The sequence below is a fragment of the Bacteroides sp. 43_46 genome (assembly GCF_001915455.1).
Classification (GTDB): Bacteria; Bacteroidota; Bacteroidia; order Bacteroidales; family Bacteroidaceae; genus Bacteroides; species Bacteroides caccae.
The window spans coordinates 41,503-66,363 of record NZ_MNQN01000096.1; the positions used below are offsets into that span (position 1 = coordinate 41,503).

Genomic DNA, 24,861 nt, shown 5'->3' on the forward strand with positions numbered 1-24,861 from the left:
TAGCCTCATTGCGGTACGATTACTTTTCTCACGATTTGCCTTCCGATAAAGGTTTGTACAATTCCTCTCAATGAAAGATAAATGAGGAAAGCGAGCCACAAAGCATGATTGCCTAAAAAGTCATGGAAAGCATAGTAGACGAGGAAAAAGCTGGCAGAAGCAATCAGCATTGAATAAAGCATGGAACGGGTGGCAGTGGCACCGATAAAAACTCCGTCCCACAGAAAAGCGGAAAAACCGGCCAACGGAATGGCGAGTGCCCAATAGAAGTAGGTGTCGGAAGCGTTTATTACTGAAGTGTCATTAGTCAGTAATTCGAGAAAGCCTTTTCCGCCTATTGCATACAAAAGGGTGAATGCTGCAGAAAGACCGACGCCCCAATAGAACAGGTGATTGACTGTGTTACGGAGAGCCGGTTGGTTTCTTGCGCCTATATAACGTCCTGCTAACGCTTCACCGGCATAAGCAAAACCGTCCATGATATAAGAAAAGAGAGTGAATAATTGCATGAGCAATGTGTTTACGGCTAATACGATCTCGCCTTGTGCGGCTCCGGCTGAAGTGAAAAACATAGTGACGATAACCAAGCAAAGTGTACGGAAGAATATATCCCGGTTGACCTGAAAGAAGCGGTACATAGCTTGTTTCTGCCATATCTCCCGCCAGGCAATTCGTTTGCGGAGTTTGCTGTAATAACGGATATATAGTAATATTGCCATTATGAACCCTGCATATTGGGCGATAAGGGTTCCAGTAGCTACTCCTGCCACTTTCATGTCCAGCAGATAGACAAGGCATAAGCTGGCTGTGATATTGACGATATTTTGCGTAATGGCGATATACATCGGGAAACGTGAATTTTGCATTCCGATAAACCAGCCTGCAAATCCATACAACCCTAACATGGCAGGTGCTCCCCAGATACAGATATAGAAATAGGTGGTTGCCAGTTGTTCAACTTCCGGAGTCGTCTGTATAAAAGTAAATGCAAGTTTTAGGATAGGATACTGGAGTATTAACAGACAGATTGCAATGGATAGACCGACGCCGACGGAGCGGAGTAATAACCGGGTGATTTCATTCAAGTCATGTTGCCCGTAAGCCTGCGAGGTCATGCCGCTCGTCCCCATACGGAGGAAACCGAAAATCCAGTAGATGATGTTGAATAACATTCCTCCTACGGCAATGGCTCCGATATAGGCCGGAGAACCGAGGTGACCGACGATAGTTACGTCAATCAATCCCAGTAAAGGGACGGTGATATTCGATATAATGGACGGTATGGCAATCTGTAATATGCGTCTGTTTTCGGAGTACAATTTTATATTTATCATCTTGTAGAAACACTTTTATCTAAATGATTGTTCTTTTCGTGAACAAAGGTACGTTTTTTATTTTTTTGTTGTATCTTTGTGTGTCACGAACTAAATAGCAATGTAACGGATTATGAGAACCTTAACTATATTTTTTTTGTCTCTGTTTTCACTGCCGCTGATGCTGAATGCACAGTCGGTTGATGAGATGTTGCAGAAAGTGTCTGCCGCTATTGAAGCCGGGCAGCAAGGGCAGGCTATGAGCTATTTCCGTCAAACGATTAGCTTGAATATAGATCGTACGGAAATGTATTATTGGACAAATATTGATAAGAGCAGTGAGATTAGTGTGAAGTTGGCTAACGAGCTGGCTATTGCATTTAGAAAGAAACGAAATTACGACAAAGCTTATCTGTTCTATAAAGAATTACTTCAAAAGGCTCCCAATAATGTAGCTTATCTGGAATCTTGTGCAGAAATGCAGGTATGTCGTGGGCAGGAAAAGGATGCTTTGCGAATGTATGAGATGATATTGCAACTGGATGCGGACAACTTAGCTGCTAACATCTTCTTGGGTAATTATTATTATCTAATGGCGGAACAGGAGAAAAAGAAGTTGGAAACCGATTATAAGAAAATTTCTTCCCCTACAAAGATGCAGTACGCACGATACCGCGATGGATTATCGAAATTATTTGCTACGGGATATGAAAAGGCAAGAAATTCTTTGCAGAAGGTTGTTTTAAGGTTTCCTTCTACGGAGGCGCAAAAGACGTTGGACAAGATATTTATAATAGAAAAAGAGGTGAAGCGCTAAGCGGTTCACCTCTTTTTCTATTATAAATGCTATTTTATCATTCTCATCGGAAGTTCCTGTTCCCCGGATAGCGTACGAGTAGTTGTTCTTTCTACTTTGGGACCGGGAACGAGAGGACTATGCATCAACACATAGCGAATACGTTCTTGCTGATTGGGAGTGAAACAGTTTACCCAAGATATATCATAGTCCATTATGTTGTTTGGAGTGGATGTTAGATTAGTGACGCAGTCTTTTCGTTCAAACAATTTGTTAAATTCGCTAAGACTCATGTTCTTTATGCCGTTCTTTGATTCGATATAACTTTGCATCCAATTGCTATATGCTTCTCTATCATAGGTTGGAGTGTCATCGCAATAGTCTGTGTCCATACATGTATTAAGTCCTTCATCATCCGATTCGGAGAATGTATGGAATAATCCGAGATAATGGGCTAATTCATGGGCGATTGTTGCCACTATATCAGTAGAACTGTATATTTTTTTAGATTCATTACTTGGTGTACTGTTTATATATGTATTATTAATAGAAATACAATGAGGATATTTGAGCGAACTGTGGCTGGGAATACCATTTAATTGATTTAGTCCTTCTAGATAATCGGGCTTGATTGTATATGGTAAATGAGATATACCTAAAATTACACCTTCAGAATTCTCATCTTGCTTGAAAGGGTAAAGCATGATATTTATGTATTTGTCGGTATCCCACAAATATTTAAGATTAGCTTTGTCTGTCATAAAAACCTCACAGTCTTGCACAGGATTGCTTACTTGAATTGGATGTACACCGGGCTCATCAAGTTTTACCCCTTGAGGATTTTCTGTGGCGAGAACAAATTCAAGGTTCATATCTACGCTGTTACTGCCCAAACGATTTTGATAATATTTATTGCAGGCTGTTATGATCTCCTGAATTCGTCCTTTTTTAATATTCTGTTGTTCATTCTGATAGAGAACATGAAAGACAACTGGAAGTTCATAATGATATTCTATTAGTGGAGGATCGGTGGAATCCGGTTTTGACTCCGGTTCGGAATCTTCACAGCCAATAAGCAACCATAATAATGGAAGCAGGAAAATTAATCTTGTTTTCATAAATAAGGGAGTTTTTCATATAAAACATTGGTTCCAAAGATAATGTTTAAATCAGTTCGTGGACTACTTATTTCAATAAATATTCCACTTCTTTAAACATATAACCTCTTTTTGTTTGTGTTTCGTCCTCTAAAATGAGTCTTCCTTCAGGTTCAACACAAACAATATTAGCCATAAATTCGCCATTGACGTCTTTATACCGGTACATTCCCTCTTTTCTAAAAAGCGACCTTTCATATTGGGCGGTTATGAGTGCCGTATTGTTTTTTTGAAGTAAGTCGTAATAAATTTGAATACGTAGCATTATATGCTCTAATATATTGAATATATCATATTGTTTTCCTGTGATCTGAAATAATGATACGGGATTGGGAGCAGAGCTGTGAAACACTTCCTGATTGATATTTATTCCTACTCCTGCAATGCTTTGGCTGATATTTCTTCCCATTAAGTCATTTTCTATCAACATTCCGCATATTTTCTTATCTTTCCAATAAATATCGTTCGGCCATTTAATAGAAATATCGGTGGTGTAAGTATCCAGTTCTTCCTTGATTGCTAATGATACAATTTGAGAGATAAGGAACTGTTGTCTGGCTTCCAAAAAGACTGGAAAAATCACAAAACTGAAAAGAAGGTTCTTATCAGGTTCTGCTTCCCACGAATTGCCACGTTGTCCTCGTCCGGACGTTTGAAAGTCTGCAACCACAGTGGTGAACTCTTCTGTTTGTTGTCGTGCGCAAAGAGCTTGCAAATAATTGTTGGTAGAGTTCGTTTCATTGATATGAACCAATGGGACCGGAAATCGTTTAGGGGAGCGCATCATATTCTGTACGTAGCTTTTTAGTAAACTTCTTGATTACTTCATCATAAGAATGATCGATCAGTTCTTTTATAAGTTTATCATCTGCGTCACTGTCGAAGCGGACGCTGTTCCAGTATTTCTTGTTGAAATGATAAGCTCCTTCGATGCCGGCATAATGTTCGCGCAGTTCAATCGCTTTTTCCGGATCACATTTTAATGCAATACTGTTTGCTCCTTCCAGATCAATAAGGGCAAACATCTTATTCATCACTTTTATGACAAGTGACACATCATCGAAAGGGAAAGATTCAGTTGCTCCTTTCTTGCTGAGGCAGTATTCTCTGACAGTTTCTACGTTCATAACTAATAATTATATAATAAATCTGTATACTCCGTGTTACTCTGTATTTTCTGTGATGAGCCTCGGAACTTCTTAGAATAAAGGAGGAAGAAATGCTTCCTTGATATGCTCAATCTCGAAATTGCCGTTTTCACCCACTACCGTAATGATATCGAAGCGAACCGGAATGTCAATCTGAAATAGCTTTATGTACGTATCCGCAGCACGTACTGTACGTCTTATTTTCGGTACATCCACAGCATCTTCCGGTTGAGCAAACTCGGTGTTACTGCGAGTCTTTACTTCCACGACCACCAGTTCATTATCTTTTGCTGCTACAATGTCCAGTTCGAAATGTCCTTTACGCCAGTTCCGGTGGCGGATGAGATAATCTTCCTTCTCAAGATAAGCCGCTGCTGCGTTTTCTCCGGCTTTCCCTAAATCATTATGTTTGGCCATCTTTTTTTGCAAATTTACTGCTTTTATTCTTTGTTTTTACAGAAGTAAAAGTAATTTTGCAGAAGATATGAGAAAAAGGAGTAAAAAGTGCCTGAAAATGCACGTCGAATGCACCAAACGGGAACGACGGATGAGCATTTTGTTGAGCGACGACGAACAACAGATTGTTGATCGTTATCTTGAGAAGTATAAGATAACGAACAAGTCACGTTGGCTTCGCGAGACGATTCTCATGTTTATTCACAAGAATATGGAAGAAGATTATCCGACCCTTTTTGGAGAACATGATATGAGACGATAAGAAGATGCTGGACGATACTTACTTCATGAAACAAGCCCTGATAGAGGCGGGCAAAGCTGCCGAACGGGGAGAAGTTCCGGTAGGGGCAGTCGTTGTCTGTAAGGAACGAATTATTGCACGTGCTCATAATCTCACAGAAACGTTGAATGATGTGACGGCTCATGCCGAAATGCAGGCTATCACTGCTGCTGCCAATGTGCTTGGTGGTAAGTATCTGAGTGAATGCACACTCTATGTTACTGTTGAACCTTGCGTGATGTGTGCCGGTGCCATTGCTTGGGCGCAGACTGGAAAGCTAGTGTTTGGTGCCGAAGATGAAAAACGCGGATATCAGAGATATGCGGCAGACGCTTTGCATCCTAAGACAGTTGTTGTAAAAGGCATATTGGCTGATGAATGTGCTGCTCTTATGAGAGAATTCTTTGCGGCGAAACGAAAATAAAATTTATTCTTTTATTTCCTCGAAATCTACATATTCACCATCATCTTGGGTGAATATTTTTTTGTGCTTTCTTGCCGAAGTATTCTCGGACAGAATTTCCTCTTCATCATCATTAGAATTGTACGACCCTTGATTGTAGCTTTGTTGGCTTTGTCCGGTCTTCCCGTGATGTGACGATGACGAACGGCGTCCGATCCCGAAAATTGTTCTTAACAGAAATCCTACAATCGAGAGGCCAAATACGATAATGGCAATAATAAAAAAGAGTATAAATAAAAGTATATGCATCGGGCTATGATTTTTTAGTTGTAACTTTGATAAAACTCATAGTACAACAAACGTGCCAAGAGATTGTTTATTTCATTTTTCTTGTAAAAAGTGAAAGTAAAATATACCATACAATGATGGCTGCAAAGCTGGCAATTTCCAGAAATACAAGGAAGGGAATGCAGATAATCAGGAATATAAAACTTATTTTGTTGTCCTTCCATGAGAGATTCTTGAATTTCAGGGAAAACATCGGTATCTCGGATACCAACAGCCACGAAAACAGACATACTAATATAAAAAGGTAGACAGGATGACAGGTTTCGGAGACCAGCAAGTCATGCGCGCCTGCCACTAAAGAACCCCAGAACAATGCATTTGCAGGAACTGGCAGCCCTACGAAAGAGCTTGTCTGCCGTGTGTCATTATTGAACTTGGCCAAGCGCAGCGCGGAGAATACGGAAATCAAAAATGCCGCATAGGGTAGGTAAGGAGCAATAAACTCCATGGTTGCCGGATAGTACATCTCTTTGAACAGAGAGAAGACAATCAATGAAGGAGCGACACCGAAACTGACGTCATCTGCCAATGAGTCCAGATCCTTTCCGATGATTGAGTGAGCGTTGAGTGCACGTGCCAGCAGTCCGTCGAAGAAATCGAAGATAGAGCTTAAAACGATGAAAAGTAATGCCAGCTCATATTTGGCTTCAAAAGCCATAACGCAGGCGATACAACCGGAGAAAAGGTTCAGGCAGGTTACTGTATTGGGAATATTATTTTTAATAACGTTTGTCATTGCGACCGAATTATTTAAGTTTGGCGATAACCGTCTGGTTACCGGTCGTTAACTGTCCCATACTGACACAAACTTCTGTACCAAGGGGCAAATATACATCCACACGGGAACCGAATTTGATGAATCCCATGTGCTCGTCAATATAACATTCTTCGCCTACTTCAGCATAGGTGACGATGCGGCGTGCCACAGCCCCAGCTATCTGGCGGGTAAGTATTTCTACTCCTTCCGGAGTTTCGATAACGACTGTCGAACGTTCGTTTTCCGTGCTGGCTTTCGGCAACCAGGCTTTCATAAAATTACCGTTGTGGTGGGCGACCTTCTTGATTGTTCCATCCACCGGATACCAGTTGGCGTGCACATTAACGATGCTCATAAAGATAGAAACCATTAACCGGCGGTCGTGGAAATATTCATTCTCGTCTACTTCTTCAATGACGACAATCTTTCCGTCGGCGGGGGCTACGACTATTTTTTCCGTATCTTGTCCGAAAAGGCGGATGGGACAGCGGAAGAAGTTCACCATTAGCAGATAGACAACGATGCTCGCCACTGCTACCACATAAAAAGGTATTTTGCAATCGATCCCCCAATAAAGAGCGGCATTAATCAATAGCAGCAGCAAGAAGCTACCCCATAATATATGTGTTCCTTCGCGGTGAATACGTATCTTTTTTAATTTCTTTAGTCGACCCATGAATGCTGTTTAATGATATTGTCTGCAAAAATATACTTAATTTAAAAAATCAGCAAGTAATTCAGCATAGAAATGTGAATGTTGATAACTTTTTGAGGATTATTTTTGTTTATAACGCGGGAGGTAGTAATTTTATGCCTTCAAATAAAGACTTATCATTATGCAGGATTTCGTTCATTTACACGTCCATACGCAATATTCCCTTTTGGACGGTCAGGCTAGCGTCGCTCGTCTGGTCGATAAAGCAATGCAGAATGGAATGAAGGGTATTGCCGTGACCGATCATGGAAATATGTTCGGTATTAAGGAATTTACGAACTACGTCAATAAGAAGAATAGTGGTCCGAAAGGTGAAATCAAGGACCTGAAAAAACGGTTGGTGGGAATTGAAGCCGGCTCCATAGAGTGTGAAGATAAAGAGGCGGAGGTTGCAGCTTGTAAAGCAAAGATAGTGGAGGCGGAAAACAAACTGTTCAAACCGATTATTGGGTGCGAAATGTATGTTGCCCGCCGCACAATGGATCTGAAAGAAGGCAAACAGGACCAGAGCGGTTATCACTTGATTGTATTAGCCAAGAATGAGACTGGCTATCATAACCTTATAAAATTAGTATCGCACGCATGGACGCGCGGATATTATATGCGTCCGCGTACAGACCGCAGCGAACTGGAAAAATATCACGAAGGATTAATGGTTTGTTCCGCTTGTCTCGGTGGCGAGATACCGAAGCGGATTACCAATGACCAGTTTGCCGAAGCGGAAGAAGCTATTCAGTGGTATAAGAACCTGTTCGGCGATGATTTTTACCTTGAAATGCAGCGCCATAAAGCAACTGTTCCCCGGGCCAATCACGAGTGCTACCCTTTGCAGGTAAAAGTGAACAAATATCTTATGGAATATTCCAAGAAGTTCAATGTCAAGTTGGTTTGTACAAATGACGTTCATTTCGTGGATGAAGAAAATGCCGAAGCACATGACCGTCTGATCTGTTTGAGTACCGGTAAGGATCTGGATGATCCTACCCGTATGCTCTATACCAAGCAGGAATGGATGAAGACACGAGAAGAGATGAACGAGCTCTTTGCCGATGTGCCGGAAGCGTTGAGCAATACATTGGAACTTCTCGATAAAGTAGAATATTACTCTATCGACCATGCCCCTATCATGCCTACTTTTGCCATTCCCGAGGATTTCGGAACGGAAGAAGAATACCGGCAGAAGTTTACGGAGAAAGACCTTTATGATGAGTTCACTCAAGATGAGCATGGCAATGTGGTGTTGAGTGAAGAAGATGGAAAGGCGAAAATCAAGCGTCTGGGCGGATATGATAAATTGTATCGTATCAAACTTGAAGGGGACTATCTGGCTAAACTGGCTTTCGACGGAGCAAAAAGAATATATGGTGAACCGTTGACGGAGGAAGTGAAGGAGCGTATGAACTTCGAATTGTACATCATGAAGACGATGGGTTTCCCCGGATACTTCTTGATTGTGCAGGACTTTATCAACGCCGCTCGCAAAGAGCTCGGAGTGTCGGTAGGTCCGGGACGTGGTTCGGCTGCCGGTTCGGCGGTGGCCTACTGTCTGGGTATCACAAAGATCGACCCTATCCAGTACGACTTACTGTTCGAGCGTTTCCTGAACCCGGACCGTATCTCATTACCTGATATTGATGTGGACTTTGATGATGACGGTCGTGGCGAGGTACTTCGTTGGGTAACGAATAAATATGGTCAAGAGAAGGTGGCTCATATCATCACGTATGGCACAATGGCTACGAAACTGGCTATCAAGGACGTTGCCCGTGTGCAGAAACTCCCTCTCTCGGAATCCGACCGTCTGGCTAAACTAGTACCCGATAAGATTCCCGATAAGAAACTGAATCTCCGCAATGCGATAGAATATGTCCCGGAGTTGCAGGCTGCCGAAGCCTCTTCCGATCCTTTGGTACGGGATACGATCAAGTATGCCAAGATGCTCGAAGGAAACGTTCGTGGCACTGGTGTGCATGCCTGCGGTACGATTATTTGTCGTGATGATATTACCGACTGGGTGCCTGTCAGCACTGCCGATGATAAGGAGACAGGTGAAAAAATGCTTGTCACCCAATATGAAGGTTCGGTGATTGAAGATACCGGATTAATCAAAATGGACTTCCTCGGACTGAAAACTCTTTCCATTATTAAGGAAGCCGTCGAGAATATCCGCCTGAGCCGCAGCTTGGAAATTGATGTAGACCAGATAGATATTAACGACCCTGCCACTTACAAACTATATAGTGATGGACGCACAATTGGTACATTCCAGTTTGAATCTGCCGGTATGCAGAAGTATCTGCGCGAATTACAGCCTTCTACTTTTGAGGATTTGATAGCCATGAATGCTCTGTACCGTCCGGGACCTATGGATTATATTCCTGATTTTATCGACCGCAAGCATGGACGCAAGCCTATCGAGTATGATATTCCGGTTATGGAGAAATACTTGAAAGATACCTACGGAATCACGGTATATCAGGAACAGGTGATGCTTTTGTCACGTCTGCTGGCAGACTTTACCCGTGGTGAGTCCGACGCCCTTCGTAAAGCAATGGGTAAGAAGTTGCGTGACAAGCTGGATCACATGAAACCTAAATTTATTGAAGGAGGACGTAAGAACGGACACGACCCGAAAGTACTTGAAAAGATTTGGACGGACTGGGAAAAGTTTGCGTCTTACGCTTTCAATAAGTCACACGCTACCTGTTACTCATGGGTCGCTTACCAGACAGCTTATCTGAAAGCAAACTACCCATCTGAATATATGGCGGCTGTAATGAGCCGAAGCTTGTCGAACATCACGGACATCACGAAGTTGATGGACGAATGTAAGGCAATGGGTATCCAGACATTGGGACCGGATGTAAATGAGAGTAACCTGAAGTTTACGGTAAATCATGATGGTAATATCCGTTTCGGACTCGGTGCCGTGAAAGGAGTAGGTGAGGCTGCTGTACAAAGCATCATGGAGGAGCGTAAGAAGAACGGTCCTTTCCTTGGAATCTTCGACTTTGTGCAACGCGTCAACCTGAATGCCTGTAACAAGAAAAATATGGAATGCCTGGCATTGGCCGGCGGATTCGACAGTTTCTCAGAGCTGAAACGTGAACAGTATTTTGCCGCTAACTCGAAAGGTGAATTATTCTTGGAAACATTGATGCGTTATGGCAACCGCTATCAGGCAGACAAAGCTGCTGCCGTCAATTCTCTGTTCGGAGGCGAAAACGTAATTGACGTCGCTACCCCCGAAATTCCGCAGGGAGTGGAACGTTGGAGCGATCTCGACCGCTTGAACCGTGAACGTGACTTGGTTGGTATCTATCTTTCCGCTCATCCGTTGGATGAATTTTCCATTGTGCTGGAACACGTTTGCAATACTCGTATGAGCGAACTGGAAGATAAAGCAGCCCTGGCAGGACGCGAAATAACCATGGGAGGAATTGTGACCAGTGTTCGTCGTGGAGTCAGCAAGAATGGTAATCCGTATGGCATTGCCAAGATTGAGGACTATTCCGGCTCTACCGAAATCCCGTTTTGGGGAAATGACTGGGTGACTTATCAAGGGTACCTCAATGAAGGAACTTTCCTGTATATCAAGGCCCGTTGCCAAGCCAAACAGTGGCGGCAGGATGAACTGGAAATCAAGATTACCTCTATGGAACTTCTTCCGGATGTGAAAGAAGAACTGGTACAGAAAATCACGATTATTATTCCTTTGTCGGTATTGAATACAGCTCTGGTTACTGAACTGGCAACCCTCACGAAAGAGTCTCCGGGCAATACGGAACTTTATTTTAAGGTGACGGATGACAGCGATACCAACCACATGTCGGTCGATCTGATTTCCCGCCCCATCAAACTTTCGGTGGGAAGAGATTTAATAACATATTTAAAAGAGCGTCCGGAACTTGGATTCCGCATAAATTGATTATATTTGTAGCGCAATAAAAACGAGAAGATATATATTAATAATAAACTTAATACTTATAAGAAATGGCTTTAGAAATTACAGACAGCAACTATAAGGAAGTTCTTGCAGAAGGCAAGCCGGTTGTTGTTGATTTTTGGGCTCCTTGGTGTGGCCCTTGCAAAATGGTGGCTCCTATTATTGAAGAATTGGCAGCAGAGTTTGAAGGACAAGTAATCATCGGTAAGTGTGATGTGGATGAAAATGGCGATATGGCTGCCGAATACGGCATCCGCAATATCCCTACCGTCCTGTTTTTCAAGAATGGTGAGATTGTGGACAAGCAGGTCGGTGCAGTCGGCAAACCTGTATTCGTAGAAAAAGTAAAGAAGCTTTTATAGTCGATCATACTTAAGACTTAAAATATATGGGACTGGAAGACGATTTTTTATTAGCAGATGCCGATGATGAAAAGACCATCGAGTTTATCAAAAACTATCTGCCTCAAGAACTGAAAGAGAAGTTCTCGGACGATGAGTTGTATTATTTCCTTGACTTAATCGACGAGTATTACTCTGAAAGTGGAATTCTCGACGCTCAACCCGATGAAGACGGCTACGTTGACATCGACTTGGAAGAAGTGGTGGCTTACATCGTAAAAGAAGCCAAAAAGGATGAAATGGGAGAATACGATCCCGAAGAAGTCCTCTTTGTGGTTCAGGGAGAAATGGAATACGGAGACTCTCTGGGACAAGCGGACTAGAACGCGGTGTCCGGTCTCATAGTGGATAATACAAAATAAAAGAGGCTGCCTCATTTTGAAGTGCACCCCAAAAGTTAGACAAAAAACTTTTGGGGTGCATTCTTTATGAAATACACTTTTGAAAAAAAGCTCAATATAGTGAGCAGGGTAAAAGCCGGTTGTCCAATTAGACAGTTGGCAAAAGAAAACAACCTACACGAGAATAAAATTCTCGATTGGGTACGTTTATATGATAGATACGGGGTTGATATCCTAAGAAAACGTTCCAAGATAAAGCCTACAAGTGATTTTAAGGAACAGGTTGTACGCGAGATATTGGAAAAAGGATTACCTTTGTCCCATGCATTGATAAAGTACCGTATAAGCCGTACAGCACTTGAAGGCTGGGTTCGTACGGTTCGTAAACATGGATATCCGGAATTACATATATTTAGACGTAAAGGCAGACCTTCTCAAACTATGGCAAGACCTAAGAAAAAAGAACCTCAGACAGAATTGGAAAAGCTTCAGGCGGAAAACTTGCGCCTGAGGGCAGAGAATGCGTTACTAAAAAAAGTGAAGGCCTTAGTCGAGGAACAGGAAGCCCGGGCACGTCTCAATGGGCAGAAGCCATCGACGAACTAAGGTCCGAATATCCTCTTGACTTATTATTGGAGTTAAGAAAGATGGCTCGTTCCGTATTCTATTATCATCTGAAACGGCTTGAGGAACCAGATAAATACGCAGTGGAGAAAGAAGAAATCAAATCCATTTTCCATGAGCACAAAGGACGTTATGGCTATAGACGTGTCACTTGGGAGATGCGGAACCGTGGTTATGTCATCAACCACAAGACCGTGCAGCGTCTCATGACAGAAATGCATATCAAATGCAAGATGCGCAAGGTGCGTTATCGTTCTTATAAAGGAGAAGTTGGCAGTCTCGCCCCAAACATAATCGGGCGTAACTTTGTTGCTACTGAGCCAAACCGTAAATGGGCGACTGATGTAACACAGATAAATATAGGGGCTACGAAACTATATCTGTCGTCTATTCTTGATATGTTCAATGGTGAGATTATTTCCCATAACATATCTAACAGCCCTAATCTTGAACAAATATATGACATGCTCGATAAAGCATTTGATAAGTGTGATAACCTTGACGGACTCGTACTTCATTCTGATCAAGGTTGGCAATACCAACACTTCGGATATCGGAAAAGGCTTGAAGGACATCATATAATTCAAAGTATGTCGAGAAAGGGAAATTGTCTGGACAACTCTATGATGGAGAATTTTTTCGGAATTATGAAATCTGAGCTTCTATACGCTGAAAAGTTCGAGTCTCCGGAAGACTTCACAAAGGCTTTGGAAGAATATATAGATTATTATAATAATAAAAGAATCAAGTCCCGGTTAAAAGGAAAGAGTCCAGTACAATACCGAACTCTTTCTATAACTGGATAATGTTTAACCAGTCCAAATTTTTGGGGTCACTTCATTTTTCTATTTTGAGACAGCCTCTTTCTGCGTAGGGAAATTGAAATTTCTAACCGTGGAAACTAGAGTTCCCAAGTGCGGAAACGACAATGAACGCATCGCTACGGATCTTTGGTACAAAGGGAACGGGCAGTAAATAAAGTAGTCTTTATATCTCTTCCAATGCATAATACTGATAATCCCGAAGCACTGTTTGAAGGAATTTCTCCTGATTGTTGTCGCGTGGAGTAATGGAAAGCAACTCCTGCACCTTTTGGGCTAGTAGCAAGATACGTCGCGGACGGTCTTTCTCACCGGATTGCAGTGTTCGTGTAATGACATTTACCTGTTCGAGTGATAAATCGGCGGATTGCGGATAGACCGGATGATAATCTTTGGTCAGATAGTCAAATTCATCAAGGCTGACGTGTATCTTACGATAGTTTTTTTCCTTAATCACCATTGTTCCGGCAGCAAGATCCCCTATTCGTTGACTGTTTTTTGTCAACAGGACCACTAGAATGCCTAAACCGCCCGTAATTGGACCGTCAATAGGAAAAAGCAGCCAGCGCAACAGGTAAGAGCTGATACTGGGGGTGGTACCGTCGGCTTTGACAACACGGATATTCATTATACGCTTGCCGAAACTCTGCCCGTGGTTGAATGTCTCGCAAAGAAAAGAATAACCGAGTATCGGTAAATAAATGACGCAGAGAAAGAAAATGAGGGTAAATCCCGAAGGCAACCGCAGTTCGGTTAAGAGGGTGGCAGTAGAATATACGTAGATTACGATTAGGAAATAATCGATAACTAATGCCAACAGTCGTTCGCCAATACTGGCGGGCGTCTGGCTGATACGGACGAATTGGCCGGTTATAATCGTAGATTCTGCCATTTCTGATTAAACATTCTTAGGATTCCGTTGCAAATATATCATATTTCTCTTACTTTTGCTTCCGGTTTCGGACAAAACTTATCCGAAATCCCTTGGAAAGCATGAAAGAAGTTACGTTTATCCGTCGGAACATTGAAAAATGGAAGGAAACCGAAAAGGTAGTGGAGCAGGCCGCGGGCTTGTCTCCCGACCAACTTGCCGGCGTATATACGGATTTGACTGCTGATCTGGCATTTGCCCAGACACATTTTCCGACTTCACGCATTACTATCTATCTGAATAATCTTGCTTCGGCACTGCATAACGAGATTTACCGGAACAAACGGGAAAAGTGGTCGCGAATCATCACGTTCTGGACGCGTGAAGTTCCGCAGACAATGTATGATGCCCGGCGTGAACTGCTGACTTCCTTCATTATCTTTATTGTCAGCGTGCTGATAGGAGTGATATCCGCTGCGAATGACCCGAACTTTGTCCGCCTGATTTTAGGGAACGGCTATGTGGATATGACTTTGGATAATATTGCCAACGGTGAGCCAATGGCGGTCTACAACGTCTCGGACGAAGTGCCGATGTTCTTGGGAATTACGCTTAACAATGTGATGGTTTCTTTCAATTGTTTTGCAATGGGGCTGTTGACTAGTTTCGGTACAGGATATATGTTACTTAGAAACGGAATCATGATAGGTGCCTTTCAAACCTTCTTTTATCAGCACGATTTGCTTTGGGAATCCAGTCTTGCTATCTGGCTGCATGGAACGCTTGAAATCTGGGCAATTATTGTGGCTGGTGCCGCCGGACTGGCTTTAGGTAACGGTTGGCTTTTCCCCGGCACCTATTCACGGTTGGAGTCTTTCCGTCGGGGTGCAAAGAAGGGAGTAAAGATTGTCATAGGTACCGTTCCCGTATTTGTAATGGCAGGTTTTATTGAAGGCTTTGTCACCCGACATACGGAACTGCCGGATCTGTTGAGGCTTGGATTCATTCTACTTTCGTTGTCATTTATTATTTTCTACTATATTTATTTACCAAATAGAAAAAAACATGGAATCACAGAAACCTAAGATCGCGATGTATGTGAAACGTCCTTTCGGTGAAAAGTTAAACGCTTCTTTTGATTTTCTAAAAGAGAATTGGAAATTGTTGTTGAAGTTTACTACTTATCTGTTGTTGCCTCTTTGCCTTATTCAGGCGTTGAGCCTGAACGGATTAATGAGCGGGGCATTGTCGATATCCGCTATCGCAAGTAGTACGGCAATGGCTGCGTCTTCTTCTTCGCTCATTGCTTTCGGCTCTTATTATGGATTATATATGTTCCTTTATCTGATTGGAATAATCCTCCTGACATCGTTGGTCTATGGGCTGATCCGGACATATAATGAACGCGAAGAACGCTTGCAGGGAGTAACTTTGGGTATGCTGAAACCTCGGTTGTTCCGTAATATAAAAAGACTGCTACTGATGACAGGTGCTTGTATATTACTGGTACTGTTTGTTGGTATTTTTGTAGGTCTTCTGGTTGCTTTGACGCCTTTCACATTGTTTCTGACTATTCCGTTTATCATAGCTTTCTCCGTACCGCTTGCTCTGTTGGCGCCCATTTATTTGTTTGAGGATATCACTTTAATGGAGGCTTTCAAGAAAACTTTCCGGTTGGGATTTGCTACTTGGGGAGGTGTCTTTCTAGTTTCATTGTTAATGGGAATTATAGCTAACGTCCTGCAAGGAGTAACGATGATGCCTTGGTATATTGCTACTGTCGTGAAGTACTTTTTTGCAATGAGTGATGTCGGTGGAAGTGGTGAGGTTACTGTATCGGCAGGATATAGTTTCTTCCTCTACTTAATGGCGATTATTCAGACATTCGGCGCTTACCTGGCAATGATTTTCACCTTTGTCGGCATGGCTTATCAATACGGGCACGCCTCGGAAGTGGTGGACAGCATTACGGTGGAAACTGATATTGATAATTTTGATAAACTCTAAAAACAGGTTCAGGTAGATGATGACTTCCCCAGCTGATACATTGGTTTGTGATTCTGCACAGCTTGCGGCTTTCCGGTCCGATGCTGCGTATGATTATAATCGTGAGCTGATAACTCCGGAAATTAATATTTTCGAGTGGATTCGCGGTCAGTTCGGGGAGTTGTTGGGTAAAATATTCGGTAGCCGTTTTGCGGAGGAGTATTCCGGGCTTATCATGATTTGCCTAGCCATTCTTCTTTTGCTTCTGATTGTTTGGTTTGTTTACAAAAAACGTCCCGAACTGTTCATGCGTTCGCATAAAAATTCACTTCCGTATACTGTTGAGGAAGATACCATTTATGGCGTTGATTTTCCGAAAGGCATTGATGAAGCACTGTCCCGTCGGGATTACAGGGAAGCGATACGTTTGCTCTATTTGCAGACACTGAAACAGTTGAGCGACGCCGAACGTATTGACTGGCAGCTTTATAAGACACCTACGCAATATATCTATGAAGTGCGGCTGCCGGCTTTCCGGCAAATGACCAACCACTTCCTGCGGGTACGTTACGGTAACTTCGAAGCGACGGAAGAACTTTTCCGTGAGATGCAGGCATTGCAGGAAGAAATAGAGAAAGGAGGCGCTGTATGAAAGGAAGCCACTGGTTTATCATTTTCATTGTAGCCTTTTTGGTCATAATGTTCGCTGTGGAATATCACCTGCCGAAGAAGTTTGTGTGGACACCTACTTTCGGTCATTATGATGACCAGCCTTTCGGATGTGCGGTGTTCGATAGCCTGTTGTCTGCTTCTTTGCCCAATGGATACACATTGTCGAAAAAGACATTCTATCAGTTGGAGGAGGAAGACACGTTGCATAGCCGGGGAATACTGGCAGTTGCCCATGACATGGCATTGACGGACATTGATGTGAAGTCTCTCCTGAAAATGGCGGAACGGGGAAATAAGGTTATGCTGGCGAGCACTATGTTCAGCCGGTACTTGAAGGATACATTGAACTTTGAATCTTATCGTTTTTATTTCAGTCCGTTGGCTCTCAAGAAATATGCCACTTCGTTGTTGGCAAAAGATAGTTTATGCTGGGTGGGAGATTCGGCAGTCTATTCCCCGCGAACGTTCTATTTCTACCCTCAGCTTTGTTCCTCCTATTTCTGGGGCGATTCGTTGCCGGGAAAAGAGTTGGCGAGGAAAGCGCTTCATGTGAATGAGTACCGGTATGAGGTAGAAGTCGATTCCGTATCTACGGAATCGGAGCAGGACACACTTCGTTATGTTCCTGTAGCTATGACCTGTCCGGTTGGGAAAGGGGAGGTGATTCTTGTCTCCACTCCTTTGATTTTTACCAATTACGGTATACTCGACGGGAATAATTCGGCTTACATATTCCGCTTGTTATCTCAAATGGGCGAGTTTCCTGTTGTCCGTACCGAAGGATATGTCAAAGAGACGGCGGAAACGCAGCAGTCTCCTTTCCGTTACCTTCTTTCCCGGCAACCGCTTCGCTGGGCGTTGTATCTGACGATGATTGCCATACTGCTGTTTATGATATTTACGGCACGGAGACGGCAACGTGTAATACCGGTTATCCGCGAACCGGAAAACAAATCCCTCGAGTTTACCGAACTGATAGGGACTCTGTATTATCAGAAGAAAGATCATGCAGACTTGGTCCATAAGAAGTTTATCTACTTTGCGGAAGAATTGAGAAGAGAGATTCAGGTGGATATAGAGGAAGTGGCGGACGATGAACGCTCTTTCCGCCGGATTGCGCAGAAGACGGGAATGGATGCGGAGGAAATCGGTACGTTTGTCCGCGAAGTCCGCCCGGTGATTTACGGCGGCCGCGTCATTTCTGCGGAACAGATGAAACTGTATATAGATAAAATGAGTGAAATAATCAATCATATATAAAGAAGAAACTTATGGAAGAGAACACTGAACAACGGATAGATTTAACTCTCTTTTCCGAGAAGATACAAGGACTGAAAGAACGGATTGCCTCCGTCATAGTCGGTCAGGAACAAACGGTGGACTTGGTGCTGACGGCTATTCTGGCAAACGGTCATGTGCTGATAGAAGGTGTGCCGGGAGTAGCGAAAACGTTGCTGGCCCGTCTCACGGCCCGGTTGATTGATGCAGACTTCAGCCGCATCCAGTTTACCCCGGATTTAATGCCGAGCGATGTGTTGGGAACGACCGTATTCAACATGAAGACGAATGAGTTTGATTTTCATAAGGGGCCGATATTTGCGGATATTGTATTGGTGGATGAGATAAACCGTGCTCCTGCCAAAACGCAGTCGGCCTTGTTTGAAGTAATGGAAGAACGTCAGATAAGTATTGACGGGACGACACACCGAATGGGAGAACTCTATACGATTTTGGCTACCCAGAATCCGGTGGAACAGGAAGGGACTTACAAACTTCCCGAAGCGCAGCTCGACCGCTTCCTGATGAAGATTACTATGGATTATCCCTCATTGGATGAAGAAGTGAATATTCTGGAACGTCATCACTTCAATGCCGCCTTGGTGAAACTTGATGATATCACACCTGCTCTTACGAAGGAAGAGTTGTTGACGCTCCGTGCTTTTATGAAGAATGTGTTTGTTGACCGCACGTTGCTTCAGTACATTGCCCTGATTGTGCAGCAGACACGTACCAGCAAAGCTGTGTATCTGGGAGCTTCTCCACGTGCGTCCGTTGCTATGATGCAGGCGTCCAAAGCCTATGCTCTCTTGCAGGGACGTGATTTTGTGACACCGGAAGATATTAAGTTTGTGGCTCCGTATGTGCTTCAACATCGTCTGATTCTGACTGCCGAAGCGGAAATGGAAGGCTATTCTCCGGTGAAGGTGACGCAGCGTTTGATTGACAAGGTTGAGGTTCCGAAATAGATAATGCATGATAGTCCAACTGTCATGTTCCGATTACGGTCTTTAGTTTTTAACTCTTAATTTTTAGCAGACAAGTTGTATTTAACGAATCGTTTCTATATTGTCTTTGTGTTGGTTATCCTGTTTCTGGGTAGCGGATATGCGTTTGCTCCGTTGTTTGTTGTCGGGCAGTGGGCGCTTGTGGCTTTGATTGCGTTAGTGTCGGCGGACGGATTTCTACTTTATCGTACCAACGCGATTCAGGCAGAACGTCACTGTGCCGACCGTTTCTCCAATGGCGATGAAAACGAAGTGGCTATCCGTGTGGAAAATAGTTATCCGCGTCCCGTCTCTTTGGAGATTATCGACGAGATTCCTTTTATCTTCCAACAGCGGAATATCAATTTCCGGATACAGCTTCAGGCAAATGAAGGGAAAACGATTAGTTATCGTCTCCGCCCTACGCAGCGGGGTGTTTACTCTTTCGGGCGGATCAGGGTGTTTGTAACCGGTCGGATCGGATTGATTTCCCGGCGTTATACTTGTGGGGAGCCGTTGGATATCAAGGTATATCCTTCTTATCTGATGTTGCACCAATATGAGTTGCTGGCTATGAGCGACAATCTGACCGAATTGGGGATAAAGCGTATTCGCAGAGTGGGGCATCATACGGAATTCGAACAGATAAAGGAATACGTCAAAGGGGATGATTACCGGACGATAAACTGGAAGGCAAGTGCCCGCCGGCATGAGCTAATGGTGAATGTTTATCAGGATGAACGTTCCCAACAAATTTATAATGTGATTGATAAGGGGCGCATTATGCAGCAAGCTTTTCGCGGTATGACGTTACTCGATTATGCAGTCAATGCATCGTTGGTGCTTTCGTATGTTGCGATGAGAAAGGATGATAAAACCGGCCTGGTAACTTTCGATGAACATTTCGACACCTTTGTGCCGGCTTCCAAGCAACCCGGACATATGCAGACATTGCTCGAAAATCTTTATAGCCAGCAGACTACTTTTGGCGAAACGGATTTCTCCGCTCTTTGTGTTCATCTGAACAAGCATGTCAGCAAGCGCAGTCTTTTGGTGCTATATACTAATTTCTCCAGTATGGGTAGCATGAACCGTCAGTTGGCTTATTTGAAACAACTGAATCGTCAGCACCGTCTTCTTGTGGTCTTTTTCGAGGATGCCGATTTGAAAGAATATATCGCCAACCCTGCCAGGGATACGGAAGGCTACTATCGCCATGTCATAGCGGAGAAGTTTGCTTTTGAAAAACGGTTGATTGTTTCCACCTTGAAGCAGAATGGAATCTATTCTTTATTGACCACGCCGGAGAATCTTTCGATTGATGTGATTAATAAGTACTTGGAGATGAAGTCACGGCAATTGCTATAGCTTTCTGTGTTTCTACAAAGAAGAAGATAGCCATTCCTATTAAGATAACTCCGAGTATTCCATAAAAGAGTCGTGCCCGGTTGCGCCCTACGTTCCGGACAATGGTTTGTGCATTGCGGGTGGTAAAGAACCAGTTCCAGTTGAGCAATGACGCCAGCAGGGAGATGATCCCTGCCAGTGCAAAAATTCCTTGTACAATATATTGTCCGGTCATAGTTTGATGACTCTGCTTCCGTCCTCCAGTTCTTCAATCGTAACTTTTACGGCATCGCCTGGCAGCAGTTCTTCTACAAGTTCCGGCCATTCGATGAAGCAAAGGGCACCGCTGTAAAAATAATCTTCGTAGCCCATGTCGTACACTTCACTCAGTTTCTTGATGCGGTAAAAGTCAAAGTGATAGATCAATTCCCCGGTTTCGTCCGAACGGTATTCATTGACAATAGCGAACGTGGGAGAGCTGATGACATCCGTAACACCGAGTTCTTCACAAAGGGCTTTGACGAATGTAGTCTTACCGGCTCCCATTTTTCCGTATAGTGCGAATACAGTGCTGTCGCCCATAGCAGCGATAAATTCACGGGCTGCTTCGTGGATACTTTCTAATGATTGAATCTTGATTTCCATATATTAATCTGTTATTATGACTGTTTTTTGAAACAACTCTTTCCAATTTTGCAAACGGCATAAATCAGAATGGAGAAGAATATGATTGAAGCTCCCGAAGGGACTTTCCAATGGTAGGAGATGAACAATCCGCCCAGACATCCCAGAAAACCGATGCCGATAGACAACCAGATGATTTTCTTGAAGCTGTAAGTGAACAGGTTGGCGGTCATTTGCGGGATGGTGAGCAGCGAGATGGCCAGCACGATACCTACCATACGAAGGCAGGCAACGATGGTCAGCGCAATAAACATCATCAGCAGATATTCGAATATCTCTACCGGGATCTTTTGCGAACGGGCAAACTCCCGGTCGAAAGCGATATATACGATTGGACGGATGAACAGATAGAAAAATCCGGTTAACAGCAGAGCCAATATGCCGAGCATCCAGAGGTCAGTCTGATTGATTGTCAGGATGTTCCCGAACAGATAGGCGGACAGGTCGGGGGCAAAGCCGGGTGACAGGAAACTGAACATGATGCCTAATGCCATTCCTAACGTCCAGAATACGGCAATGGCAGAATCTTCGCGCATATCTTTACGTCTGCTGAGCCACTCTACACCAAAGGCGGAAAGCACGGAGAAGACGGCTGCCGACAATATCGGGGAAATTCCGGCAAACAGTCCCAATCCTATTCCTCCGAAAGAGGCGTGAGTGATCCCTCCGCTGATAAACACCAGTCGGCGGGTAACAATATAGGTGCCGATTATCCCGCAGGCAATGCTTGCCAGCAGGCTCCCCAACAAGGCGTGCTGAAAGAATGTATATTGTAATAGGTTCATATTCTTCTTTCTCCGATAATCAGAAATACTTCGTCTTTGAGATTATCCGGCAACTCGATACCACGAAGTTGAAGACTACGTATCCAGCCGGCAACTTCGTCGTCTTTTGTGGTATATAACACATCACGGAACTGCTCTGTTTCTTCTTCCGTATACATATTGCCTTCACGACCGATGAACTGGTCCAGTTCTTCATCATCGTAATACTCTATTTTCTTACTGACGGCAGCCAGCAGGCTATCCCGTTCGCATACTTCGTGTTGGCCGCAGCATTCTGCATCCACTTCCTTCACTTCCGGCATACGGTCCAGTTCGCCTCTTTCTATCTTCTGTTGTAGTCTTTTGTTGCGGATATACCCGGCAATCAGCGCAATGATACCCAGCAATATCAGACTTATAATGAGTATCCACATAGTTATATCAAATCAATTTTCGGCAAAGTTACTTATTTATTTGTATTCTATTATAGTTGCTATCTATTTCTTTCGTACTTTTGTACGTTGCTAACTTAAATATAATAAGTAATGAAGCGAAAGAGTCTATTGTTCGTTTGGAGTTACGTATTTATCTTATCTACTATCTTTATTTCTTGTAAAGATACGGATAATAGTGTGTTTGGAGATGATTTTGATTTTCCGGCACTAACGGATGCAAATACGATTCGTTTTACAGTGAATGTTACAGGAGATTGGCGCCAATTGAACATTGTTGCAGACGGTGGACGAATGGTAATAGACTGGGGAAACGGTCGAATGCAGAAAGTTGAAGATCCTTCTTCGATGGCTGGCGGAGTGACATATAGATATGGTAATAAAGGATCGTATAACGTAAGAATCTGGGCTGAAGAACTACAACTTATTGATATAAGCGGTCTGTTGATTTCTATAAGTGATTTGCATTTGGGGAATATGCCGGGAATGAAATCTTTGGTTCTGAATAGTATTACCGATACCCGTGAATTGAATTTGAATACTTTTTGTCCTAATGTAGAAAGTATTAATATCGGTAGTTTCGCAGATTTGGAACATTTGGAGATTGAGCATTGTTCCCGATTACGGAATATACAAATTTATTCTAATCCTAAATTAACTTCAATGGAGCTTGGCAATCATCCGGAAGTGGAAGAATTGTATTGTTCTTATAATGGTTTCTCCTCCTTTTCATTAAAAGGTTTACCCAAATTGCGTTCTGTGGATCTGGGATATAATAGTGCATTGGCGAGTCTGGAACTAGATGAGAATAATGGGATTAATGCATTACTGATAAGTGGGTGTGCTTTTCAGTCGGTTGACGATGTCTTGGAGTGTTGCCCTTCTCTGAATGAGTTAAGTTGTTCCGGTAACAGATTGACGGAACTTGATTTGACTAAGCATTTATCTATAAGGGAACTACATTGTGACCATAATCGGTTAACCCGTTTATTAGTTCCGGAAGGACAATATTTCGGACATCTCTATTGTCATTCCAACCAACTGGGTGAGGCTGCCTTGAAGACTTTGTTTGTTTCTTTAGGACAAGTTCCGAAACCGACTCCTGAATATCCGAGACCTCCTCAATGCCGGATCTCTTATAGTAATAACCCTGGAAATAAGGAGTCTTTAAAAGAAATACTGAAAGAGAAAAATTGGATAGTTGATGAGGAATAAGATAGTAAAAAGGCGACTTCTTATGAATGAGAAACTACTGATCGTGTGAATATTTGTTTGTCGATATTGCGTATATACCTTTAAATCTTGAATATAATGAAAGAGAAAGTCTTGTTAATTTTCTTTTTGTGTAATGTTGCATTATTTGTATCAGCTCAGTCTCACATGGAAAAAGGATTGCAAAGTATTAGCCGTTCTTCTACTGAAGCTATTATTAATTTTTTAGCAGGTGACGAGTTGCAGGGACGCGAAGCCGGATTCCATGGCTCGCGTGTAGCTTCGGAATATATTGTTTCTTTATTGCAATGGATAGGAGTGCAGCCTCTGAATGAAAGTTATTTCCAGCCTTTTGAAGCCTATCGCAAAGAAAGGCAAAAGAAAGGTCGCCTCGAAGTTCATCCCGATTCTATTGCTAAACTGAAGCAGGAGGTTCATCAAAAGCTTTCCATGAGAAATGTATTAGGCATGATTCCCGGTAAAAATACAAAAGAGTATGTAATCGTAGGTGCTCATTTTGACCATTTGGGCATAGATCCAGCTCTCGACGGAGACCAGATTTATAACGGAGCCGATGATAATGCATCCGGTGTATCCGCTGTATTGCAAATAGCAAGGGCATTTGTTGCCACTGGAAAGCAGCCGGAAAGAAATGTAATCTTCGCATTTTGGGACGGAGAAGAAAAAGGGTTGCTTGGCTCCAAATATTTTGTGCAAACTTGCCCTTTCATCTCTCGAATCAAAGGCTATCTGAACTTTGATATGATAGGTCGTAATAACAAACCGCAACAGCCTGAACACGTTGTTTATTTTTATACGGCTGCTCATCCGGTTTTTGGAGATTGGTTGAAAGAAGATATCAAGAAGTATGGTTTGCGGTTGTCACCGGATTACCGCGCATGGGATAATCCCGTAGGAGGAAGTGATAACAGTTCATTTGCTAAAGCTGGTATTCCGATCATCTGGTATCATACTGACGGACATCCCGATTATCACCAACCGTCCGATCATGCCGACCGCCTGAATTGGGATAAGATTGTGGAAATCACTAAGGCGTCCTTCCTTAACATGTGGAAAATGGCGAATGAGAGAGAGTTCTGACA

28 protein-coding genes and 1 pseudogene are annotated in these 24,861 nt (G+C 43.1%); 16 read left to right on the forward strand and 13 right to left on the reverse strand.

Annotation, left to right across the window (positions count from 1 at the left end):
- Positions 1-5: 5 nt before the first annotated feature.
- Entirely contained in the window at positions 6-1,334 is a 1,329-nt protein-coding gene (locus BHV72_RS07295) for an MATE family efflux transporter (protein ID WP_005678657.1), read from the reverse strand.
- Positions 1,335-1,446: 112 nt separating this feature from the next.
- On the opposite strand from BHV72_RS07295, the gene BHV72_RS07300 reads away from it, so the two are divergent.
- Positions 1,447-2,130: a tetratricopeptide repeat protein gene (locus tag BHV72_RS07300; protein WP_286855523.1), complete on the forward strand. Its 684-nt coding sequence runs from the start codon at positions 1,447-1,449 to the stop codon at positions 2,128-2,130.
- A 29-nt stretch (positions 2,131-2,159) separates the two neighbouring features.
- Here the strand turns inward: BHV72_RS07300 and BHV72_RS07305 are convergent, their stop codons facing one another.
- The 4 genes from BHV72_RS07305 to BHV72_RS07320 all read right to left on the reverse strand — a co-directional run bounded on the left by BHV72_RS07305 (position 2,160) and on the right by BHV72_RS07320 (position 4,831).
- Complete coding sequence (locus BHV72_RS07305) at positions 2,160-3,227, reverse strand: zinc-dependent metalloproteinase lipoprotein (RefSeq protein WP_286855525.1); 1,068 nt, start codon at positions 3,225-3,227, stop codon at positions 2,160-2,162.
- Positions 3,228-3,294: 67 nt separating this feature from the next.
- Positions 3,295-4,053, reverse strand: coding sequence for a biotin--[acetyl-CoA-carboxylase] ligase (locus tag BHV72_RS07310; RefSeq protein ID WP_022041472.1), 759 nt, complete (start codon positions 4,051-4,053; stop codon positions 3,295-3,297).
- Positions 4,037-4,393 carry an MmcQ/YjbR family DNA-binding protein gene (locus tag BHV72_RS07315; RefSeq protein ID WP_005678664.1) on the reverse strand — a complete coding sequence of 119 codons (357 nt, stop codon included), beginning with the start codon at positions 4,391-4,393 and terminating at the stop codon, positions 4,037-4,039. Before BHV72_RS07315 ends, BHV72_RS07310 begins: the two co-directional genes overlap by 17 nt.
- A 72-nt stretch (positions 4,394-4,465) precedes the next feature.
- Complete coding sequence (locus BHV72_RS07320) at positions 4,466-4,831, reverse strand: YraN family protein (RefSeq protein ID WP_005678665.1); 366 nt, start codon at positions 4,829-4,831, stop codon at positions 4,466-4,468.
- 67 nt (positions 4,832-4,898) lie between these two features.
- Here BHV72_RS07320 and BHV72_RS07325 point away from each other — a divergent pair, with 67 nt between their 5' ends.
- Positions 4,899-5,132 carry a hypothetical protein gene (locus BHV72_RS07325; protein WP_005678666.1) on the forward strand — a complete coding sequence of 78 codons (234 nt, stop codon included), beginning with the start codon at positions 4,899-4,901 and terminating at the stop codon, positions 5,130-5,132.
- Positions 5,133-5,136: 4 nt separating this feature from the next.
- Positions 5,137-5,574, forward strand: coding sequence for a nucleoside deaminase (locus tag BHV72_RS07330; RefSeq protein ID WP_005678668.1), 438 nt, complete (start codon positions 5,137-5,139; stop codon positions 5,572-5,574).
- 3 nt (positions 5,575-5,577) lie between these two features.
- On the opposite strand, the gene BHV72_RS07335 is transcribed toward BHV72_RS07330, so the two are convergent.
- The 3 genes from BHV72_RS07335 to BHV72_RS07345 all read right to left on the reverse strand — a co-directional run bounded on the left by BHV72_RS07335 (position 5,578) and on the right by BHV72_RS07345 (position 7,334).
- Positions 5,578-5,862: a DUF4834 family protein gene (locus tag BHV72_RS07335; RefSeq protein ID WP_005678669.1), complete on the reverse strand. Its 285-nt coding sequence runs from the start codon at positions 5,860-5,862 to the stop codon at positions 5,578-5,580.
- 67 nt (positions 5,863-5,929) lie between these two features.
- Positions 5,930-6,637: a CDP-diacylglycerol--serine O-phosphatidyltransferase gene (pssA, locus tag BHV72_RS07340; RefSeq protein WP_005682627.1), complete on the reverse strand. Its 708-nt coding sequence runs from the start codon at positions 6,635-6,637 to the stop codon at positions 5,930-5,932.
- 10 nt (positions 6,638-6,647) lie between these two features.
- Positions 6,648-7,334 (reverse strand): phosphatidylserine decarboxylase family protein, encoded by a 687-nt coding sequence (locus BHV72_RS07345; RefSeq protein WP_005678671.1) that lies wholly within the window; start codon positions 7,332-7,334, stop codon positions 6,648-6,650.
- A 160-nt stretch (positions 7,335-7,494) separates the two neighbouring features.
- On the opposite strand from BHV72_RS07345, the gene dnaE reads away from it, so the two are divergent.
- The 5 genes and pseudogenes from dnaE to BHV72_RS07370 all read left to right on the forward strand — a co-directional run.
- Positions 7,495-11,301, forward strand: a complete 3,807-nt coding sequence (gene dnaE / locus BHV72_RS07350) for a DNA polymerase III subunit alpha (protein ID WP_122265144.1) — start codon at positions 7,495-7,497, stop codon at positions 11,299-11,301.
- A 65-nt stretch (positions 11,302-11,366) separates the two neighbouring features.
- A complete protein-coding gene (gene trxA, locus BHV72_RS07355) occupies positions 11,367-11,681 on the forward strand; it encodes a thioredoxin (protein WP_005678674.1) in 315 nt (104 codons plus the stop codon).
- A gap of 26 nt (positions 11,682-11,707) precedes the next feature.
- Positions 11,708-12,043, forward strand: coding sequence for a hypothetical protein (locus tag BHV72_RS07360; RefSeq protein WP_005678675.1), 336 nt, complete (start codon positions 11,708-11,710; stop codon positions 12,041-12,043).
- A 105-nt stretch (positions 12,044-12,148) separates the two neighbouring features.
- Positions 12,149-12,667 carry a transposase gene (locus BHV72_RS07365; protein ID WP_122265266.1) on the forward strand — a complete coding sequence of 173 codons (519 nt, stop codon included), beginning with the start codon at positions 12,149-12,151 and terminating at the stop codon, positions 12,665-12,667.
- A pseudogene (locus tag BHV72_RS07370) lies at positions 12,652-13,491 on the forward strand (IS3 family transposase); the annotation flags it as partial. The gene BHV72_RS07365 and the pseudogene BHV72_RS07370, both read left to right, overlap by 16 nt.
- A gap of 181 nt (positions 13,492-13,672) precedes the next feature.
- Here BHV72_RS07370 and BHV72_RS07375 read toward each other — a convergent pair.
- Complete coding sequence (locus BHV72_RS07375; RefSeq protein ID WP_122264835.1) at positions 13,673-14,398, reverse strand: RDD family protein; 726 nt, start codon at positions 14,396-14,398, stop codon at positions 13,673-13,675.
- Between the two features lie 101 nt (positions 14,399-14,499).
- Here BHV72_RS07375 and BHV72_RS07380 point away from each other — a divergent pair, with 101 nt between their 5' ends.
- The 6 genes from BHV72_RS07380 to BHV72_RS07405 all read left to right on the forward strand — a co-directional run bounded on the left by BHV72_RS07380 (position 14,500) and on the right by BHV72_RS07405 (position 20,667).
- Positions 14,500-15,462, forward strand: coding sequence for a stage II sporulation protein M (locus BHV72_RS07380; protein WP_122264834.1), 963 nt, complete (start codon positions 14,500-14,502; stop codon positions 15,460-15,462).
- Complete coding sequence (locus tag BHV72_RS07385) at positions 15,443-16,384, forward strand: hypothetical protein (protein WP_005678678.1); 942 nt, start codon at positions 15,443-15,445, stop codon at positions 16,382-16,384. Before BHV72_RS07380 ends, BHV72_RS07385 begins: the two co-directional genes overlap by 20 nt.
- 16 nt (positions 16,385-16,400) lie before the next feature.
- Entirely contained in the window at positions 16,401-17,015 is a 615-nt protein-coding gene (locus BHV72_RS07390) for a DUF4129 domain-containing protein (protein ID WP_005678679.1), read from the forward strand.
- A complete protein-coding gene (locus tag BHV72_RS07395; protein WP_122264833.1) occupies positions 17,012-18,295 on the forward strand; it encodes a DUF4350 domain-containing protein in 1,284 nt (427 codons plus the stop codon). The genes BHV72_RS07390 and BHV72_RS07395 overlap by 4 nt, the downstream gene beginning before the upstream one ends.
- An 11-nt stretch (positions 18,296-18,306) precedes the next feature.
- Positions 18,307-19,281, forward strand: a complete 975-nt coding sequence (locus tag BHV72_RS07400; RefSeq protein WP_122264832.1) for an AAA family ATPase — start codon at positions 18,307-18,309, stop codon at positions 19,279-19,281.
- 75 nt (positions 19,282-19,356) lie between these two features.
- Positions 19,357-20,667 carry a DUF58 domain-containing protein gene (locus BHV72_RS07405; RefSeq protein ID WP_005682636.1) on the forward strand — a complete coding sequence of 437 codons (1,311 nt, stop codon included), beginning with the start codon at positions 19,357-19,359 and terminating at the stop codon, positions 20,665-20,667.
- Here the strand turns inward: BHV72_RS07405 and BHV72_RS07410 are convergent.
- The 4 genes from BHV72_RS07410 to BHV72_RS07425 are packed head-to-tail and all read right to left on the reverse strand — an operon-like array spanning position 20,627 to position 22,528.
- Positions 20,627-20,881 (reverse strand): immunity 17 family protein, encoded by a 255-nt coding sequence (locus BHV72_RS07410; RefSeq protein ID WP_005678684.1) that lies wholly within the window; start codon positions 20,879-20,881, stop codon positions 20,627-20,629. The genes BHV72_RS07405 and BHV72_RS07410 overlap by 41 nt on opposite strands.
- Positions 20,878-21,291 carry a tRNA (adenosine(37)-N6)-threonylcarbamoyltransferase complex ATPase subunit type 1 TsaE gene (gene tsaE / locus BHV72_RS07415; protein WP_005678685.1) on the reverse strand — a complete coding sequence of 138 codons (414 nt, stop codon included), beginning with the start codon at positions 21,289-21,291 and terminating at the stop codon, positions 20,878-20,880. Before tsaE ends, BHV72_RS07410 begins: the two co-directional genes overlap by 4 nt.
- A 14-nt stretch (positions 21,292-21,305) precedes the next feature.
- Positions 21,306-22,115 carry a metal ABC transporter permease gene (locus BHV72_RS07420; RefSeq protein WP_005678686.1) on the reverse strand — a complete coding sequence of 270 codons (810 nt, stop codon included), beginning with the start codon at positions 22,113-22,115 and terminating at the stop codon, positions 21,306-21,308.
- On the reverse strand, positions 22,112-22,528 hold the full coding sequence (locus tag BHV72_RS07425; RefSeq protein ID WP_005678687.1) for a hypothetical protein: 417 nt from the start codon (positions 22,526-22,528) through the stop codon (positions 22,112-22,114). The genes BHV72_RS07420 and BHV72_RS07425 overlap by 4 nt, the downstream gene beginning before the upstream one ends.
- Before the next feature lie 111 nt (positions 22,529-22,639).
- Here BHV72_RS07425 and BHV72_RS07430 point away from each other — a divergent pair, with 111 nt between their 5' ends.
- Together BHV72_RS07430 and BHV72_RS07435 are read left to right on the forward strand one after the other, a co-directional pair.
- Positions 22,640-23,761: a leucine-rich repeat domain-containing protein gene (locus BHV72_RS07430; RefSeq protein ID WP_122264831.1), complete on the forward strand. Its 1,122-nt coding sequence runs from the start codon at positions 22,640-22,642 to the stop codon at positions 23,759-23,761.
- A gap of 96 nt (positions 23,762-23,857) precedes the next feature.
- Positions 23,858-24,859 (forward strand): M28 family metallopeptidase, encoded by a 1,002-nt coding sequence (locus BHV72_RS07435; protein ID WP_122264830.1) that lies wholly within the window; start codon positions 23,858-23,860, stop codon positions 24,857-24,859.
- Positions 24,860-24,861 lie beyond the last annotated feature (2 nt).

What these genes read in the sequence shown, in the direction of transcription:
- BHV72_RS07295 (WP_005678657.1), bottom strand. Translation starts at nt 1,334, where the DNA reads ATGATAAATATAAAATTGTACTCCGAAAACAGACGCATATTACAGATT.
- BHV72_RS07300 (WP_286855523.1), top strand. Translation starts at nt 1,447, where the DNA reads ATGAGAACCTTAACTATATTTTTTTTGTCTCTGTTTTCACTGCCGCTG.
- BHV72_RS07305 (WP_286855525.1), bottom strand. Translation starts at nt 3,227, where the DNA reads ATGAAAACAAGATTAATTTTCCTGCTTCCATTATTATGGTTGCTTATT.
- BHV72_RS07310 (WP_022041472.1), bottom strand. Translation starts at nt 4,053, where the DNA reads ATGATGCGCTCCCCTAAACGATTTCCGGTCCCATTGGTTCATATCAAT.
- BHV72_RS07315 (WP_005678664.1), bottom strand. Translation starts at nt 4,393, where the DNA reads ATGAACGTAGAAACTGTCAGAGAATACTGCCTCAGCAAGAAAGGAGCA.
- BHV72_RS07320 (WP_005678665.1), bottom strand. Translation starts at nt 4,831, where the DNA reads ATGGCCAAACATAATGATTTAGGGAAAGCCGGAGAAAACGCAGCAGCG.
- BHV72_RS07325 (WP_005678666.1), top strand. Translation starts at nt 4,899, where the DNA reads ATGAGAAAAAGGAGTAAAAAGTGCCTGAAAATGCACGTCGAATGCACC.
- BHV72_RS07330 (WP_005678668.1), top strand. Translation starts at nt 5,137, where the DNA reads ATGCTGGACGATACTTACTTCATGAAACAAGCCCTGATAGAGGCGGGC.
- BHV72_RS07335 (WP_005678669.1), bottom strand. Translation starts at nt 5,862, where the DNA reads ATGCATATACTTTTATTTATACTCTTTTTTATTATTGCCATTATCGTA.
- pssA (WP_005682627.1), bottom strand. Translation starts at nt 6,637, where the DNA reads ATGACAAACGTTATTAAAAATAATATTCCCAATACAGTAACCTGCCTG.
- BHV72_RS07345 (WP_005678671.1), bottom strand. Translation starts at nt 7,334, where the DNA reads ATGGGTCGACTAAAGAAATTAAAAAAGATACGTATTCACCGCGAAGGA.
- dnaE (WP_122265144.1), top strand. Translation starts at nt 7,495, where the DNA reads ATGCAGGATTTCGTTCATTTACACGTCCATACGCAATATTCCCTTTTG.
- trxA (WP_005678674.1), top strand. Translation starts at nt 11,367, where the DNA reads ATGGCTTTAGAAATTACAGACAGCAACTATAAGGAAGTTCTTGCAGAA.
- BHV72_RS07360 (WP_005678675.1), top strand. Translation starts at nt 11,708, where the DNA reads ATGGGACTGGAAGACGATTTTTTATTAGCAGATGCCGATGATGAAAAG.
- BHV72_RS07365 (WP_122265266.1), top strand. Translation starts at nt 12,149, where the DNA reads ATGAAATACACTTTTGAAAAAAAGCTCAATATAGTGAGCAGGGTAAAA.
- BHV72_RS07375 (WP_122264835.1), bottom strand. Translation starts at nt 14,398, where the DNA reads ATGGCAGAATCTACGATTATAACCGGCCAATTCGTCCGTATCAGCCAG.
- BHV72_RS07380 (WP_122264834.1), top strand. Translation starts at nt 14,500, where the DNA reads ATGAAAGAAGTTACGTTTATCCGTCGGAACATTGAAAAATGGAAGGAA.
- BHV72_RS07385 (WP_005678678.1), top strand. Translation starts at nt 15,443, where the DNA reads ATGGAATCACAGAAACCTAAGATCGCGATGTATGTGAAACGTCCTTTC.
- BHV72_RS07390 (WP_005678679.1), top strand. Translation starts at nt 16,401, where the DNA reads ATGATGACTTCCCCAGCTGATACATTGGTTTGTGATTCTGCACAGCTT.
- BHV72_RS07395 (WP_122264833.1), top strand. Translation starts at nt 17,012, where the DNA reads ATGAAAGGAAGCCACTGGTTTATCATTTTCATTGTAGCCTTTTTGGTC.
- BHV72_RS07400 (WP_122264832.1), top strand. Translation starts at nt 18,307, where the DNA reads ATGGAAGAGAACACTGAACAACGGATAGATTTAACTCTCTTTTCCGAG.
- BHV72_RS07410 (WP_005678684.1), bottom strand. Translation starts at nt 20,881, where the DNA reads ATGACCGGACAATATATTGTACAAGGAATTTTTGCACTGGCAGGGATC.
- tsaE (WP_005678685.1), bottom strand. Translation starts at nt 21,291, where the DNA reads ATGGAAATCAAGATTCAATCATTAGAAAGTATCCACGAAGCAGCCCGT.
- BHV72_RS07420 (WP_005678686.1), bottom strand. Translation starts at nt 22,115, where the DNA reads ATGAACCTATTACAATATACATTCTTTCAGCACGCCTTGTTGGGGAGC.
- BHV72_RS07425 (WP_005678687.1), bottom strand. Translation starts at nt 22,528, where the DNA reads ATGTGGATACTCATTATAAGTCTGATATTGCTGGGTATCATTGCGCTG.
- BHV72_RS07430 (WP_122264831.1), top strand. Translation starts at nt 22,640, where the DNA reads ATGAAGCGAAAGAGTCTATTGTTCGTTTGGAGTTACGTATTTATCTTA.
- BHV72_RS07435 (WP_122264830.1), top strand. Translation starts at nt 23,858, where the DNA reads ATGAAAGAGAAAGTCTTGTTAATTTTCTTTTTGTGTAATGTTGCATTA.